This is a genomic window from Thermodesulfobacteriota bacterium (assembly GCA_036397855.1).
Taxonomy (GTDB): Bacteria; Desulfobacterota_D; UBA1144; order Nemesobacterales; family CSP1-2; genus DASWID01.
Genome location: DASWID010000045.1, coordinates 25,939 through 43,970, shown reverse-complemented (window position 1 = coordinate 43,970; position 18,032 = coordinate 25,939). Strand labels below are relative to the sequence as shown.

The window sequence follows — 18,032 nt, the reverse complement described above, 5'->3', positions numbered from 1 at the left end:
ATCATACAAACGAAAAAAATAAGAATAGAGAGAAAATACTTATAGTTGATGATGAAAAGGTCTTAGCAGATTTGCTGAAGGAAATTGCAGCGGAGGAGGGTTTTGCAAGTGAAAGTGTGTCGAATGGAATTGAGTGTCTAGAAAAGTTTAGAGATGGAGACTTTTACGACATAGTTCTTTTGGACATTCATATGCCAAAACTCAGTGGAATTGAGACACTGAGGAGACTTAAAAAACTCTATCCCGATATTTCGATAATAATTGTAACAGCATCGAAAGAATTCGAATACGCAAGGTTGGCACTTAAGGAAGGGGCATATGATTATATTGTCAAGCCTTTTAATAGTAGTAGTGTAAAGTCGGTAATAAATCGTGCGGTTGAGAGATCGAGGCTGATTAACGATATCAAGGATTATCAGGAAAATCTTGAGAGAAAGGTGATAACACAGGCAAATCAGTTAATTAGTGTTTATGCGGATACACTTGAAGCAATGATTTCCGCTCTCGATATGAGAGAATGTGAAACCGGCCGCCATTCGTATCGAGTGACTGAATATACGATAATCCTCGCTAAGAATTTTGGCGTACCGTATTCGGATTTGGAAAGTATAGCCAAGGGCGCTCTCCTCCATGATATCGGTAAAATAGGAGTTCCAGACCATATTCTTTTAAAGCCCGAAAAGCTCACGGACGATGAAATGGAGATAATGAGGAAACATCCTGTTTACGGTTATAATCTTCTAAAAAGATTAAAGTTTTTGGAGCAAGCGGCTGAAATTGTCTTGAGTCATCATGAAAATTTTGATGGAACCGGTTATCCCGACAAAATATCCGGGAAGGGAATTTCATTAGGCGCTAGAATATTTTCAGTTGTTGATACATTTGATGCTATGACTACCAGTCGTTCTTATCGCCAGGCAATTTCGCACGAAGAGGCGATAGATTTGATAAAGCAATCTTCTGGCAGGCAATTTGATCCAGAGATAATCAATATTTTCATCAATATCCCCGATGAGGTATGGACAACGGCTCGAACTAATATTGAACGAGCCGGCTCGAATTATCTTAAAAATCTTTTGTTTAACCTTACCAATTCATAATTTAAACTTATTTCCGTGCACATTTAGGATCAACGGAAATCCTGACGGGAAAGAAGCCCGTTTTATAAAAACTTACTTTGCCGGCATTTAAAACTTTAGGCTTATAGTAACAATGGGAGCGAAGGAATCAATGTTAAAACTATTATTGATTTTGTACTAGGGTGTTTCTAACCTTTGCTTTCATGAATTATATAATATATAAAGACTATTACGATCAACGCGAGGCCAATACATAGGAGGCTTCTCAACGCATGATGTCCTTTGCACTTAAACAAAAATTGTTGTGTATTTAAGCTGATTTAAAACAGAAATTAAAGTATTACTTGAAATCATATAGCAAATATATTATATTGGCTCATATTTATACAAGATTAGAACACTTAAGAATGAAGGTAATTTTAATATTAGCCGTCGGTTTATTGTTAATAATCACGATATGTGACCGAAGCTCAGAGGCACAAACTCCGAAACAAGAAATAGAAGCTCTTAAAGAGCAGGTTCAAGAAATTCAGAAGCAGAATCAGAAGATGATCGAAGAAATACAGAAACGGAGTCAGACGCAGATTGAAGAGCTTCGTAGAAAGATTGAGGGACTCGAAGCCAGTAGAGAAGCCGACAAAGAAAAGATTAAAGATCTGGAAACCGAAAAGGGAGTTGATGAGAAAACACTCGAAGATTTTGTGACAAGAAAATTAGATTCATTGAGCCCATTGTTGAGAAAAATAAAATTTAACACTGATTTTCCCAGTTATTATCGAACTAGAGGATTTGTATTTAAAGATGCTACATTTGCGGGTGCCGTTCCCGGTCAAGACGATGACATTTTTTTTGTCGATTCGAGATTGCTTCTTTCTCCCATGATTGAAATTAGTGATAATTTGTCACTTCGTAGTCAGTTTGATATTGCAAAAAATATAATTTGGGGTGGTTTAGGCGACGCTAGCGTGTCCGGAAAATTCTTTGAAGCCCCGAGCCCGGGAGATTCATTCCGCGGTTCAATTCTTAGGGAGGTAACAGATACGTTCACGGGAGAGATACTTTCACCAGTCAATACAGATATAGATTTGGTTGATATCAGGTCGCTTTATATGGTGGCCGGAATTCCGATAGGGGGGATAAAAGTTGGTGAACTATGGGTGGGGAGACAGCCATTTGACTGGGGGCTGGGAATCTTAAACAATGCAGGGAGCATGCCTGATCAGGATTTTGGGAGTATTGTGGATAGGTTTGAGTTTGACACTACACCCTTTGCTCTTATGGATAAGCGCTGGGAAAATCTACTTTTTTCCGTCGTAATTGACAGACTCAGTCAAGGGAGAACAATAGCTAATGGAGCGGATGGAAAAGGATGGGAGGTAGGATTCGGTTCTTTATATCAAGGTGAAAGCCTGGAACTCGGAGGGTATGTATTTCTTGTAAATCAGAACGGCTTTGATGTTAGTAGTGGTCTTACCGGAGATCTTGATAACACTGTAAATTGGTCATTATATACAAAGTATAAGTTTGATCGCTTTTTTGCTACTTTCGAATTCCAGGACCTTTTTGGAAAAGTAAATAACTTAGAAGAACCCTTACCAGTCATCGTAGGAAGTGACGCTATCGATATATCGCCTGAAAATTTTCTTCTTGCCGCTAGGGTCGGTTATGAACCAACCCCAAGCTTTATAGATCTAATTCTCGCTGAATTTGGTTGGGCTAGTGGTGATGATGCAAAAACCCCTGATAGATTAGAAGGTAGCGCAATTTTTTTCAATAACGCTTATACAGTCGATAACCTTTTATTTAAACATATGATACCGAATATATATGCAGTTGAGGGTAGTGTAATAAACTCGGGCTATATCAGGACTTGGACTACAATGAAATTACTTGATCCCCTTTATTTTACGCCTCAAGTCTTATTCGCATGGGTGGATGAAAGTGATGCTTTAAGTCTCGATCCCGTAACACCCTTGCCTAAAGTTAATAGATTTCTTGGCACAGAGTTAGAGGGTACTCTTACCTGGAAGATATTAGATCACCTCTGGTTTGATCTAATCGGCAGCGTCGTGATAGCGGGTGATGGTCTGGATGATCTTCTTAGTCAAAGAGCCTTTATTGAAGGGGTAGTTCCATCAATAGGAGCGGCTGATCCTCCAAAAGCTCCATTTGCTATCCAAGGTAGATTTGTGTTTACATTGGATTCAATCATTAGGACATGGACTGGCTCTAGTAGCCTAAAGCAAAGAGCATGGTTCCACGAAGAGCAACTTTAGTCTTATATAATGTAAAATGTAACTTTTTGTCATTAATATAAATAATGTGTTTTTTTTATTTGTTTAATATCCCTACAAGTTTAAATTATTACTTTTCCGATAGTTAAAAGAAAGTTATAATTAAAACGGATTTTCTAAGCTTCTTAATTTAAAACCTTTGTCTTTTATGACAGAGTGTTGTAGGAAGGTGTAGCAGGCGAAATTATTTGGAGTTCTTAGATGCGATAGTAATGACTTTCAAAATCCATTTTTATTATGTTTGAGAATATAAAGGTAAGAGGGGATATCTAAAATGACATTGAGTTTAGAACGCAGGAGGTGCTCGAGAACCACATTTTCGGACATTAAAGTTGTGTCAAGAACCAATGGCCAATTAATTGGACATGCAAGGGATATTTCCCCCTATGGAATGTTTGTTGAATCCAAACAACTACTACAGCCTGGAACAAAAATACTTCTTGAATTTAGGTTTCCCAAAGATGTTACAGCCCTAAAAGCATATAGCGAGATTAAATGGATTAAAGAAGCCCAGAAAGTAAGATTAGGTGACCATTTGGGGATGGGAGTGGAATTTAAGACTATGTTTGAAGCAGATAAGAGGAGATTACAGGAATCCATAGAGGAATGTTCTACAAAAATAAATTCTGATAACCTCTCGTTAGCAGATTTTGTTGATAATTCAGACAAAGACTTATTTTACAAGACTAAACCATTCAGCCAATTTATGGAAGATATTATCCAGAAAGGCTTTGATAAATATAGAATACCTCTCATAACAGCTTGTAAAAATAGAGTTGAGGTCTTTGATAAAAACTTTGGTGAAGTAAGAGAAATGGTCATGATGGGAAGTTGCAACTATCTGGGTCTTTCAACACATCCAAAAGTAGTAAAAGCTGCTTTAGAATCAACCAGGGTATACGGAACAGGCTCGGAGGGTGCTGCACTTCTTTCAGGGACATATGATATACATAGAGAACTGGAAATTAGATTAGCCCGGATGAAAGGCTGTGAGGACGCGGCAGTCTTTCCCACAGGATATGCAACTAACGTAGGGTGCATATCTGCTTTAGTAAAGAAAGGAGACGCAGTAATTATAGATAGGCTTGCACATGCGAGCATTATAGATGGTTGTATGCTTAGTGGTGGTTTTTTCAGAAGTTTTAAACATTCCAATATTGATAGTCTGAAGGATGTCTTGGAAAGAACAGAGAAGAAATACAACGGTATATTAGTAGTAGTTGATGGTGTATACAGTATGGATGGTGATATTGCGCCTCTTGACCAAATAACTGAAGTTGCTCACCAGTACGGTGCAAAAGTCATGGTTGATGAGGCTCATGCAACCGGAGTCATAGGAGAGAGAGGTAAAGGTACCCCCAGTCATTTTAAAATAGAGGGTAAAGTAGATATAGTTATGGGCACTTTGAGTAAAGCTTTAGGCGCCTTAGGTGGCTTTGTTGCTTCTTCAAGTGAAGTTGTAAATTACTTGAGGTACTATGCAAGATCAGGATTTTTCTCCATTAACCTGCCGCCGGCTGTAGCAGCAGCGGCACTAGCAGCGATTGAAGTTATGGAGAATGAGACAGAAATGCATGATCACTTATGGAGAAATATAAAATATATGAAAGGAAATCTTCAATCCATCGGCTTTAATGTTGGAAACACCGAATCGGCTATAATTCCAATCATTATTGGAGATAGTTTGACGCTCAGAAAAATGAGTAAAAGGATATATGAGGAAGGGATTTTTTTAAACGCTGTTCCTTATCCCGCTGTGCCAAAAGGAGAAGAACGTTTCAGATTAAGCATTATGGCGACCCATACTAAACAAGATTTGGATAAGACTCTAGAGGTTTTAGAAAAAGTTGGAAGAGAATTCAATATTCTAGATTTGGATCATTGTCGTTTTTCATCATTTGCTGCATGAATAAGAATATTTTTTACCGTCTTTTTGAAGAAATATTTTAGGTTTATTCATAAGTTTATGGATGTTTCTGTAGAACAATTAATAGTTAAAAGGATTCTGTATAAGTCCAGCTTGTCTTATTTAATTCACAAAAAATTGAATTATTATTTAGTCTTTAAACAATAGTTTTTCAGGTACATGTTCTACTACCGAAACGGGTAGTCAGTCGAAAGGATGGGGGACCAATTCCCAACACCTCAGGGATCAAATAATCTAGGTTAATCGGGTTGCCGAAATAACAAGCATAATAATTCATTAGAAAACTAAGCCAATGGTAATAATGGAATTTCTTACGATGTTTCCGTATATGGCTGTTGGAATTTTCGCTATTTTCCTACCTTTGCTACGTTAAATATGGTTTAGATATGATACTAGGGGTTTTAAAAAAAAATTTAAAAGGGAGTTTGATCCTCAAAAAAAAAGGATGCGAATTTTCAGGATGTAAGGCCTAGCGCAAAGTTTTAAGACTATGCAGAAATGAAAGTAATGTTAACTGGGGGGACTGGGTTTGTAGGCGAAAATCTAGCAGGCAAGCTGGCAGCAAGGGGGGATTATGTTAAATGCTTGGTCAGGAAAACTAGCGACGTTGAAAGGCTCGAGAGTTTGGGAGTAGAACTTCATTACGGGGATTTATTGGATTTCGACTCTCTTTTAGAAATTAGTAAGGGAGTTGACTTAGCATTTCACTGTGCGGCTTTGGTCAGAGACTGGGGAAGCAAAGAAGAATTCTATAGAGTAAATGTTGAGGGAACGAGGAACGTGCTTAAGGCATGTGAAGAAAGCGGTGTACAACGAGTTGTCTTTATAAGTAGCAATGATGTTGTTTGGAAATTTGATAATCATATTGAGATAGATGAACGTTATCCTTATCCCAAAAAATATAAGCATCCCTACTGTGAGACAAAGGCCATTTCAGAACAATTAGCCTTGAAATATAATCATGAAGGAAGGCTAGAGACGGTCATCATACGTCCGTGCATAGTATGGGGACCCCGCGACAAAGTGATTCTTCCAAGAATTTTACGATTAGCGATCTGCGGAGATCTATTCTTAATAGGTGATGGAAATAATCTAATTTCTTTGTGTTATATCGAGAACTTAACCGATGCTATAATATTAGCGAGTGAGACCAAGGATGCTCGAGGAGAAGTTTTCTTTATAAATGATGATATCAAAATTACCTTTTCGGAATTTATTTCGCGCCTTCTTTCCTGTCTAGGTATAAAATGGTCACCTGTAAGATCCCTTCCCTATTTCTTTGCTTATGGACTAGCCTCCGTAATGGAAGTTTGGGCGATGTTATTAAAGTCGAGAAATCCACCTGCTTTGACGAGATATGCTGTTGCTCTGATGGGTCGAAATTTAAATTATAGCGTTGAAAAGGCAATCAGAGAATTAAATTACCGGCCTAAAGTTAGCATAGATGATGGACTCAGACAATTGAAACTTTGGGTCGATGATATCGGGGGGATTAATGCTCTTCTCGAATTAAAATGAGTTATTTATTTTATAAAGATAAATTTAAAGTTATAGCGTATATAATAATTGGCTTGTCCCTTGTTCTAAGTTTAAATAGCCTAATTCAGGGACTTAGATCGATGGGGAGACCTTTCCCCGGTTTTTTAATTTATAATAACTTATTGGTTAGTCAGGTTACCCTTCCTAGTTGGTCGGAGCGTGGAAAATCTGGATTGAAATCTTACGATCAAATTATTAAGGTAGATGGAAGAGAAGTATCAAGATCGTACGAGGTTTATGATATCGTCGCGGCGAAGCCCATAGGTACTCCTATAACTTATCTACTCTCAAGAGATAATAATTTTATCGAAGCCGCGTTTCCTTCCATGAAATTTACCGTTAGCGATTATTTGCAGGTATTTGGAATAGAATTTGTCACTGGTTTGATTTTTCTAACAATAGGAGCTTTAGTTTATCTTTTAAAACCGAATTTACTTTCTAGTAAGGTCTTCTTAATGCTTTGTTCTTCAATCGGGATTTGGTTTATAGAAGACTTTGATTATCAGACCAACTATTCACTCATATATTCAGTAAATGTGTCCTATCTAGCTCAGATTTTTAGCCCGTCTTTTTTGATTTATCTATCTTTAGTTTTTCCTAATGAGAAGATATTATTTAAAAAGTATCCACGTATAATATTGCTTCCTTTTTTATTTTCATCCGTATTATTCATTTTACAACTGATCTATCTTCATAACCCTGGTATGTGGAAAACGGTAGATACAGTGATGTGGTTTTACTTAATTTTCGCGGCGCTAACAATGCTGGCTTCTGTAACAGTAAGTTATTTAAGACCTGATTCTGAGTTAAATAAACAAAGGGCCCAAGTGGTGTTGATAGGTGCAGTATTAGGTTATTTTCTTCCTGCTGTAGCTGCTTTGACAGTTGTTTTTTATGGAGCTAGTAATATTAACTACATAGCTATACTCGTTTTATTTTTCCCTCTTTCAATAGGCTATGCTATCGCAAAGCATAAACTCTTCGATATAGATGTAATTATTCAAAAGACACTAGTCTATGGTTCCCTAACAGGGTTGGTGGTAGGAATTTTTGCTCTTATGGTTCTTGGTTTCAATATAGCTTTTGCTGAACATGGCGGTTGGAAAAATCCCGCTTTCTTTTTAATCTTAAGTGCCTTTCTTGTGTTAGCACTTAATCCGCTCAGAAATCGAATTCAGAGCATTTTAGATAATGCTTTCTTTAGAAAAAGGTATGACTACAATAAAACAATCTCTGATCTTAGCGACGCCATGACATCAATTCTTAATATTGACGAAATAGCCAATAAAATTATTAAAACTATTACAGAAACCATGTTCATCAACTCAGCCTCTCTTCTACTTTTTGATCGAAGCACAAATGGTTACAGGATTCATTCTACGACGATTGATGATTTGGAGAAAAATGGTTTAAGCATCGAGAGCGATAACAAGTTAATCCTCTTATTAAATAGCTCAAAGAAAGAAATGTTTAAAGAAGATTTGATTGCGGAAGAGAAATATTATATATATGGCGAAAAATTGAAAAAAACCTTCTCTGTTTTGAGAGCTTCACTGATTATTCCGCTTTTCTTCAAGGACGAGTTGGTAGGTGTTGTTTCATTGGGAGAGAAGAAATCTGGACTGATGTACACAAGCTATGATTTGAAGCTACTGAAGACACTGGCAAACCAGACTGCAATTGCTATTGAAAACGCATTTGCTTTTAAATTGGTTGAGGATTACGTAAACAAGTTAGAAGAAAAAAATAGAGAGCTTCGAGAAACGCAAGCGCAGCTTATCCAGGCGGAGAAGATGTCTGCTGTAGGACAACTTGCAGCAGGAATTGCGCATGAAATACGAAACCCTTTAAATATCATAGAAGGTGCAAGATATTATTTATCACAAAATTTGAACCGAGAAGAATCTCCGTTAATTCGACAGTACCTTGATTACATTAAGCACGAGGTTGATCGTACAAACAGATTGATAGATAGCTTGCTTGCGTTTTCAAAGCCCGGATCAACGAATTTTGGACTTGTTGATGTTAACAGCTTAATCGATGATGTTTTGACTTTAACCAGAAAACAGATTGTTGATAATAAGATCGAGGTCATTAAAAATCTAGATTACCGGATTCCCAAAATCATGGCTGATCTAAATAACATATGGCATGTATTCATTAATGTAATAATGAATTCTATTCAAGCAATGCCCTGTGGCGGTGAACTCAGGATTAATACAGGGTTTCAAAAAGAAAGCCCAAATAATGTATTTATAAGTTTCGAAGATAATGGGCCTGGCATCAAAAAAGAAGACCTCCCCAAGATTTTCGACCCCTTCTTTACGACAAAAGACACAGGGTCCGGGCTTGGTCTCTCAGTTAGCTATAAAATAATTGAAGCTCACAATGGGAACATTATAATATACAGTGATACCGAGAGGGGAACGAACTTCATAATAGAACTGCCAATAATTCAGGAGATTTCAGGAAAAGATAGTGAAGGGGAAAAGAAAACTTTTAGTGGTTGATGACGAACAATTAATTTTACAAATCATTTCTGATATCTTCTCAAACGAAGGTTATGAAGTAATTACCGCTTTGAACTGTGATAGAGCCCTCAATCTCCTGAAAGGAGATCTCTTTCATGTCGTTCTTACAGATATCCGCATGCCTGAGAAGAATGGCATAAATCTCCTTGATAGAATTCGTACCTTTAATCCAGACATACCTGTTATCATCATGACGGGGTATGCCTCCCTAGAAACGGCTGTAGAGGCTGTAAAGCATGGTGCATTTGATTATTTATCCAAGCCTTTGGACTTTAATAAACTGAAAAGCATCATAAAGCATGCTGTTGAAAAATATGAACTAATGCAGGAAAATAGGCGTCTAATGCAAGAACTCCAACACATTAATGCCAATCTTGAGCTTAAAATCAGGGATAGAACTCGAGAGCTCAACAATATTTTGTTCAGCACTCATGAGAGTGTAATGACAACCGATATGGACCTGGTAATAAAAAGCGCGAATACCCAGACTTTAAAGATTTTTGGGAAGGATTGTATTGGTTCGAGACTAGACAATCTCATCGAGGGAATCAATTTCAAGACTGTTATTCCTCAGATACTTCATTACGATTCATACAGCACAAATCATATTGTAAAGTTTGATGATAAATACTTAGAGATCGTTCTTTCACCTTTGGTTGATTCTGAGACGGGTGAGAAGTTTGGTCTGACAGTAGTGACCGAAGACATAACTGAAAAAAAGAAATTAGAGGCCCAAGTGATTCAATCTGCCAAGATGTCCGCAGTAGGTCAGTTTGCAACGGGTCTCGCCCATGAGTTTAATAATATTCTTTCTGGGATCATTGGTTACACAAGCTTTGCCTTTTCAAGGACAAGTATTGAGAGTATAAGAGAGGACTTAAAGGTTGTGGAAAAGGCTGCAGCGAGAGCGTCAGACCTTGTAACGACTTTGTTATCTTTTTCTAAAAATAGGGATAACAAAAAGCAGCTTGCATGTTTAGAGGAGGTGATCGAAGATGCAATCAAACTAATCGAACATACTTTTAAATCGGATGGTATACAAATAATACGTCATTATGGAAAGGTTCCTCCTATTGTTATGAACGTGGGGGAAGTACAACAGGTGATCATCAACATGGCGCTCAACTCGAGGGATGCAATGAGTGAAGGCGGGGCGATAGCGATAAAAACTGATATTGATGGTGACTATGTAAGGATAGAATTCTCAGATAATGGGATTGGCATTCCTCAGAAAAATCTACAGAAAATATTTGAGCCCTTTTTTACGACAAAGAAAAGCGATGATTCAAAGTCCGGGACAGGCCTTGGTCTTTCTGTGGTTTATTCGATAATCGGGAGGCATGTAGGAACAATCGAAGTAAGCAGTGAGATTGGAAAGGGGACAACATTTAGTATTAGGCTTCCGAATATTCAACGAATCTCTGATGAAATGAATCCGTCAGATCAAGCAAATTTCGATACCGGCGGAAAAACGAGGAGGAAAGGGAATATTCTTGTTGTGGATGATGAAGAATTTATTTGTAATCTTATAAAGGAAGCATTGGTAACCTCCGGTCATAGCGTTGATACCGCCAATAGCGCTGATGTTGTGATTGAACTAATCAGGAAGAATCACTATGATATTATTTTTTTAGACTTGACAATCAATGGAAAGAGTGCCATTGAACTCTTAAGAGAGATGAAGATCTTTGATCCCAGTTCTGTTATAGTAGTTATCAGTGGTACGCGAGAAGAAGAGAATATAGAAAAGTTAATAGCAGAAGGAGCATATTCGTTTATAAAGAAGCCCTTTAAGATCAATGAAATCACAAGTATTGTATCACAAGTTTTTGGGGGCTGAGTAAAAATGTAATCTTGATACAAACGCATCCCAAAATATTAGCATTGGACAAGGACGATGAATTATCATCGCTGAAGCGCATATCATTAATCTTGATCCTTTCAATTAGATAACTGCATTATCAATCTGTCGAAGCCATGTATAAATTGCACCAGTATTTATTGATTATGTTCGAACTTATTTTTAGTGACGATAAGCACAAAGGGTTTTATGAATTTAGAGAACGCAGATTCTCTGACTTCCAGAATTTTCCTTGCCCATATTCTATTTTAAACTCCCGTAGGCTTTTTATAATTTCTCGATTTTCTACCCCCTCGGCTATAACTTCTTTTCCAAGAGCATGTGCTACAGAAGCTATGCTGTCTACAATCGCATAGCATGATAGGTCATTTTTAATTTTGGAGATAAAGGAAGCATCAATTTTGACAAAATCAACTGGAAGAGTCTGCAAGTGCTTAAATGATGAGAATCCGCTGCCAAAGTCATCCAGGGCAAATCGGGAATTTAAGATCTGCAATTTATTGAGCCATTTTTGGACGCTATATAAGTCTCTAATTGCGGAAAGTTCGGTGATTTCGAAAACCAATTGATCAGCAGAAATTCGACCTTCCTGGATATATCTTTCGATTGAAGAAAGAAGAGACTTATCTCTTAGGCTTGATCCTGAAAGGTTTATGGAAAGCTTCGTGCTCGGGTGGCTAGCTAAAAAATGCGTTATTTTCTCCACCATCCACCGATCAATTTCTGATATTAAGCCAAAGCGTTCAGCAAAATGAATAAACGATTTTGCAAATACAATTTGACCGTTGTCAGCTTTCATCCTGATCAATGCCTCGAAAAACTCCGTCTTCTCAGTATCAAGCCGTACCACAGGTTGAAATTCTATTGTATATCGATCTAATTTAAGTGCTTCTTTGATACGGATTTTCCAATTGCTGGCCTGCTTAGTTTTGATGATAGTTTCACCTGTACCGTAACGGATTATCCGGTTTTTCCCCTCGGACTTGGCTTGGGAAAGAGCCGAATAAGCCTTTTGCAAAATTTCTTCGATGCTTGATTCGCCGTCTATGAGGGTAATGCCTATACTGCAGTTAAGATTCAAATTATAACCTTTAATATTAAATTGGAACTCGTTTATTGATTTGAATAACCTATCAACTATTTTCTTAGCCTCTTTCGGAGAAACATTTTGGAGTACTACAACAAACTCATCACCACCCATTCTTGCCAGCATATCTCTAGGGCGCATAATTTTTGCTAAAGCATTGGACAGATCTTTCAAAAGCTGGTCTCCAGCAAAATGACCTAGAGTATCGTTTATCAGTTTAAAGTTATCCAAGTCTATCATCAGCAATGCGCCCTTTTGTTTGGCGCTATTTTGGTTCGTTATTCTAGTTAGTTCCTCTTCAAGTGAACGGCGATTGGGAAGGTCGGTCATGTAATCATGCATGGCAAAATGGTGTATTTTCTTCTCCTGATTCCTGCGTTGAGTAACATCCTCCACTACTCCTAGATAACCTTTGAAAAATCCTTGACTGTCAAACATCGGTGTCCCACTAACTTCTAGAATAACTTCATGCCCGTCCTTATGCATCAGCTTTTTTTCAAGACGCTTAAATGGTCTTTTCTCTGAAAAATAGGGGCTTAATAAATCATAAAATCGTTTTGCCTCATCTGTAGACATAAAATCAAATGTCGTTTTACCAAGCAATTCTTCTGGTTCATAACCAATTATTTCACGCACTTTTGGATTTACGTATGTGAAGGAGCCGTTTATATCGACTTCCCATACCCAATCATTTGACTGCTCAATAAGTGCTCGATACTTTTCTTTACTTTCCTGAATTGCTTCTGCCTGCTTGGCATTATTAATTGCTATCTCTATTTGCCGTGCGACCATTTCCAGTAGCCTTAACTCTTCTTCGCCAAAGGAATTCTTCTGAAAGGAATTTATGCCCATAATCCCTGAGGTTTTGTCTTCGTGGCTGAAAGGCATGGCCAAATAACTCTTTATTCCCATTCGCCTTCCGGCTGGGCCGATAATTGCATCCTGGTCCACATCTGGACAATACCTAGGTTTGCGGTCAATTATAGTCTTCCAGGTAAAACCTTTAGGATAAGGAATTCTCCCTGCCAGCTTTATATATCGATCAGTTAGACCCCTATGGGATTTCAGAACTGCCTCCTCACCCTCAACTAGATAAATCGCGATTGCGTCTACTAGATCTATATTTTCGCGTATTGACTCTACAGCATGTTCCATAACTTCTTGAAGATCAATTGACTGGTGGACACTGCGAGTTGTTCTACTTATAATAGATTGATATTTACTTTTTTTGGATAATTCCTCTAGATTTTTCTTAATTTTCTTTTCGTTTTCTTTATTTCTTATTTCCGTATGTGCATGATTAATGGCAATACTCAAGTAATGGGCTACGTCTTTTATGGTTTTTTTCTCGTGATTGCTCCATTGGTGAGCTTCCCTAGAGTGAAGACATAGCAAACCTGTTATTTTTTTGGAATCTGCGACGGCCGCACCAAGTAATGCCCGACTGCCAAAAGCCGACAGTATTTTGGCGAATGGCGCTAACCTCTGGTCAACAGTACTATCTTCAATGATGACTGGTTCGCGCCTCCGCAAGGAGCCTAAATAATCTGGGGTCATTAAGAGGTCGCACTCTAAACCGTTCAAGATTGACATTCCTTGTGTCTCTCTAGAATAAATCACTTTCATATTGCCGTTCTCTCTAATCGTTGAATAAGATACGCGAAGATCTTTGAAATACTCACTAGTTTTATTAACTGTTAGTTTGACAACTTGATTAACTGACGTACCTGAGGTGATAGTTTTAATTATAGTGTTAAATAGTGTCAGACGACTTTGAGTTTGAGTTAGCTTTTCCTCTACCTTCTTTAGTCTGCTATTATCTTCTGAAATGCCTATTATGTTTTTAGGTTTACTTCCTTTATTGTGAAAAGCAATCTTCTTAGTATGTAATATCTGTTTTCTCTTATTTTTTTTAAGCATCTTTTCCTCAGGAATATCAACGAACTTGTCCGATTCTAAAACTTCCCTGTCTTTCATTAAATTACGTTTTTCCATTATAAACTTTTCTTTTCCTTTTAAGTTACACTTCTTCATATGAAGATTCTAACGCTTATGAAAATGGCATAATTTAAGGAACGAAAATCGAATCATGAATTAGTAGTACCCCAATAGTTGAGAATTAGAACATATATCTATAACTATATTAAACAAAGAAGTAAATGACGATACTATAGCAAATTACGCGTTTCAGGTACCAGAGTATAATGGTTTAGCGCAATGTCTAAAAGATTTTCAAGCACTTTGCCCGTGTCCACAATTTTGCGAATTTTTGGGCACGCAAAATTCCCTGAAAAAGAGACACTGTTTATGACGCAAATTTCGTGGGCTATCAAAACTATCAGATGGCAGGTTTTTCTTTTGTCCTTGTCATTATAAATTCTCCATTCTTACCGACATATACCTTAAGAGGAGCCTTCTCCCACTGGATCAATGGAATGAGCTACTTTGGTGTTTTACTTATGAATTCACAGCAAATAAGACTGCATAGGAAGTTAGACTTCCCCTGGCAAAGAATTCATATGTGTTTATCTACTATCAGGAAAGCTATCTATGAGTATGAGCAGGGATCGGTTCTTTGGACAGGCGGAGGTAGATGAGAGTTATATTGGTCCTAATTTTTAGAACAGAAGAATGAAGAGCAGGGATTACTGCAGGAAGATAAACGTAGTAAAACGGGGTAGAGATGCTAAAATACTGCACCAACCAGCCTTTGGTCTTTATCAAAGGGATGATCGAGTATCTGTAGAATTTAAAAAGGATGTGGAGAAGAAAACGGAATAAATCTCTTTGTACTAATTCCTAATTCACGGAAGTTGCAAGACTGTGAAATAATTGCACAGCTATTGGTGTGTAAAACCCCACTAATTAACACGTTGAAATAGTTGCAACATCACACCTTTTCGTACTAACTATTCTGAAATGCTAAGTAATTTGGATTAATGTCTGAGATGGCATGAATCTTGCATCGCGTTTAGTTTGGGTGATGTAATATGAATCAGGGGATTACAAATATTTCACCGTCAAAGATTCATTCAATAAATTTGATATTAGCCTTTAACAATAGATTATTGCGAGAGGGAATATCCAAGATATTAGATGAGGATGAAACCCTCCACATATTGGCTGAGGCTTCTAATTTATTAGAACTGATTCAATCCTGTGAAGAATTCGACTTTGACATATTGCTGCTTGATGTAGAGTTACAGGGTTTAAAACTTTCGAAGATCCTGCGGTTAGTTAAGAATAAGAATAGTGGGAAAGTAATATTAATCATTCCCGACAAATTTGATCAGTATGAACTCATAAATGCAATTCTTTCGGGTGTAAGGGGTTATATAGTAATGGATGCTAATTCAATACAACTTAAACAAGCAATCAGTGGTGTAAATGATGGACAACTTTGGGTAGAAAGGAAAATGATGTATAGGGTCTTAGACGCCTTGTTATCTACTCATAATCATAAAAGGAAGAAAGGTGATGGTCCTTTATATAATCTCACTGAAGCTGAGATAAAAATCGTTAAGAAGGTTTTAGATGGTTATTCGAATAAGCTTATCGCTAAAGAATTGTATTTAAGTGAAATGACAGTAAAGTTTCACTTGAGTAAGATTTTTAAGAAAGTTTCTGTAAAGAGTAGGTCTGAACTAATACTTTATTGTTTTCGCGAAGGAATCGTTAATAAACAAAATAGCTAATTGTCGCACAACCAATTTTACAAAAACTTATTCAGTGTTATTGATCTGATAAATGTGTAATAGTTCTAAAATGCCATTAGATTTTAGAGATAAATTTAAATTTGTTAAGTGAGTGTACCTTCTTAAGATATTGGTTTTTTGAGTGCATATCCATAATGAAAGTAAGATAGTGTGAAACTTACCTTCTTACCTATCTTACTTTCTATTTTGGTTACTTTTTTACATTGCACAACCAATACTCTTTCGGTTACATTTTACGTCCCAGAATACGGTGTATGACTTTGATAACGAAGTTATATTATAATGTATTGCCTAAGGTGGGGGGGGGGCTGGAAGATGATGGGGTGATTGATTTGAGTAAGGAAAATCCGAATTGGTATGCAGTTTATACTAAAAGTCGTCACGAGAAGTTAACGAGCAAATTTCTCGTGAGCAGGGGTGTTGTAACCTTTTTACCTTTAAGAAGCGTTTTATCCAGGTGGAAAGATCGTAAAAAGTTAATTACCGTACCTCTTTTCCCCTCTTACGTTTTCGTAAATATACTTCAAAAAGATATACATAATGTTATCTATTCAAAGGGCGTATTAAGAATGGTTGGCATAAATGGAGTGCCTTACCCAATTCCTAATGAGCAAATTGAATCCATTGAGAAGCTCGTTAAAAGCGATCTCAAATATGATCCTTACCCCTATGTTAATATCGGAGCAGAGGCCGAAATAAAGAATGGTCCTCTCGCAGGCGTCGTAGGGAAAATTATAGAAAAAAGGCCATCGAAACATATTGTAGTATTATCTGTTGATCTGATTAAAAGGTCTGTAAGCGTTGAAGTTCATGTACATGACATTGAGTTGCTTTAGAATTTTTCATGAGAATTATTGGTGATATATTATGATAGAACCAGATAAAACTCGTATTTCGGCAAAGAATAAAAAAACCAACATAATTTTAGCCTCAAATAATAGGTTATTTAGGGACGGAATAGCGAAGATACTGAAAGAGGATAAAGACATTGAAATTGTTTCCGAGCTTTCTAATGCTTTAGAAGTGATTCGAGGCTGTCAAGAATATTTATTTGACATATTGTTGATTTCTGTGAATCTAGAAGGCTTAAATCTTAAAAGGATTCTGAAGATGGTAAAGAAGAAAAATAGAGGAAAGGTACTATTGTTCATCGACAGACAGTACGATGAGGATGAACTGGTAGATGCTATATCTTTGGGGTTAAGAGGTTATTTATTAAGGGATTCAAATTCAAAACAACTCAAGGAAGCCATTGATGCCGTAAGTGAAGGACAATTTTGGATAGAAAGAAAGATCGCCGGTAAGGTGTTTGATGCTTTCTTATATCGTCGCAAAAACAGAAGGGGATCACGAACAGGCACATTATATGATCTAACTGATACCGAGCTAAATATCGTAAAAATGGTTGTGAGTGGTTATTCGAATAAAACGATTGCTAGCCATATGTATATCAGTGAAAAGACAGTAAAATTTCATTTGTATAAAGTTTTCAAGAAACTTTCGATAAAGAGCAGGTCTCAGCTAATACTTCATTGTTTTCGCAGTGGAATGTTGAATTAAAATCCGGAATATCCCCCCATTTTTAGTTATCCTCCGTGATCCAATAAATAAATCTCAAATGCTAAAAAGTTGAAACAATTTATGTGATTGGTGGGCATCCTTAAGTTGGCCGGATTTGTTTTTTCAAATCTAAGGAATTCTTCTATTCGACTGGTAAAGAATCTAGACCCCACAAGATCATTTTTTTTATGGTCTGAAACTTTACTTCACTCATAAATCGAATTACCCGATCCAATATAAACTCTTATCTAAAATCTAAACTAATATCTAGCTCTATCAAAACTTCTACCGAACTTACTGCACCCGTATATAAATCCTGATAAGAATTTGAGGATGTATTTTCCCCATTAACTCTTCAACTTTTTCCACTTATCTAAATTATTAAGCAAAGAAAAACTAAAAGACTAATAAGTGCTTGCTAACTTAAGTCTTAACTTA

General features: G+C 36.9%; 11 protein-coding genes. 10 read left to right on the top strand and 1 reads right to left on the bottom strand.

Going from position 1 to position 18,032, the window contains the following annotated elements:
- The 6 genes from VGA95_03670 to VGA95_03645 form a co-directional block, all read left to right on the top strand.
- The coding region (locus VGA95_03670; GenBank protein HEX9665637.1) for an HD domain-containing phosphohydrolase at positions 1-1,100 on the top strand (1,100 nt) is incomplete at its 5' end.
- Between the two features lie 386 nt (positions 1,101-1,486).
- Complete coding sequence (locus VGA95_03665) at positions 1,487-3,355, top strand: hypothetical protein (GenBank protein ID HEX9665636.1); 1,869 nt, start codon at positions 1,487-1,489, stop codon at positions 3,353-3,355.
- Between the two features lie 292 nt (positions 3,356-3,647).
- Complete coding sequence (locus VGA95_03660) at positions 3,648-5,282, top strand: aminotransferase class I/II-fold pyridoxal phosphate-dependent enzyme (protein HEX9665635.1); 1,635 nt, start codon at positions 3,648-3,650, stop codon at positions 5,280-5,282.
- 516 nt (positions 5,283-5,798) lie between these two features.
- Positions 5,799-6,818, top strand: coding sequence for an NAD-dependent epimerase/dehydratase family protein (locus VGA95_03655; GenBank protein ID HEX9665634.1), 1,020 nt, complete (start codon positions 5,799-5,801; stop codon positions 6,816-6,818).
- A gap of 194 nt (positions 6,819-7,012) precedes the next feature.
- Positions 7,013-9,349, top strand: a complete 2,337-nt coding sequence (locus VGA95_03650) for an ATP-binding protein (protein HEX9665633.1) — start codon at positions 7,013-7,015, stop codon at positions 9,347-9,349.
- On the top strand, positions 9,318-11,210 hold the full coding sequence (locus tag VGA95_03645) for a response regulator (protein ID HEX9665632.1): 1,893 nt from the start codon (positions 9,318-9,320) through the stop codon (positions 11,208-11,210). Before VGA95_03650 ends, VGA95_03645 begins: the two co-directional genes overlap by 32 nt.
- Before the next feature lie 208 nt (positions 11,211-11,418).
- Here VGA95_03645 and VGA95_03640 read toward each other — a convergent pair whose 3' ends face one another.
- On the bottom strand, positions 11,419-14,352 hold the full coding sequence (locus VGA95_03640) for an EAL domain-containing protein (protein HEX9665631.1): 2,934 nt from the start codon (positions 14,350-14,352) through the stop codon (positions 11,419-11,421).
- Positions 14,353-14,949: 597 nt separating this feature from the next.
- Between VGA95_03640 and VGA95_03635 the strand changes: the two genes are divergently transcribed.
- The 4 genes from VGA95_03635 (at position 14,950) to VGA95_03620 (ending at position 17,594) form a co-directional block, all read left to right on the top strand.
- A complete protein-coding gene (locus tag VGA95_03635) occupies positions 14,950-15,099 on the top strand; it encodes a hypothetical protein (GenBank protein ID HEX9665630.1) in 150 nt (49 codons plus the stop codon).
- A 209-nt stretch (positions 15,100-15,308) separates the two neighbouring features.
- Complete coding sequence (locus VGA95_03630) at positions 15,309-16,013, top strand: response regulator transcription factor (protein ID HEX9665629.1); 705 nt, start codon at positions 15,309-15,311, stop codon at positions 16,011-16,013.
- Positions 16,014-16,330: 317 nt separating this feature from the next.
- Positions 16,331-16,870 carry a UpxY family transcription antiterminator gene (locus VGA95_03625; protein HEX9665628.1) on the top strand — a complete coding sequence of 180 codons (540 nt, stop codon included), beginning with the start codon at positions 16,331-16,333 and terminating at the stop codon, positions 16,868-16,870.
- A gap of 31 nt (positions 16,871-16,901) precedes the next feature.
- On the top strand, positions 16,902-17,594 hold the full coding sequence (locus VGA95_03620; GenBank protein ID HEX9665627.1) for a response regulator transcription factor: 693 nt from the start codon (positions 16,902-16,904) through the stop codon (positions 17,592-17,594).
- Positions 17,595-18,032: the final 438 nt, after the last annotated feature.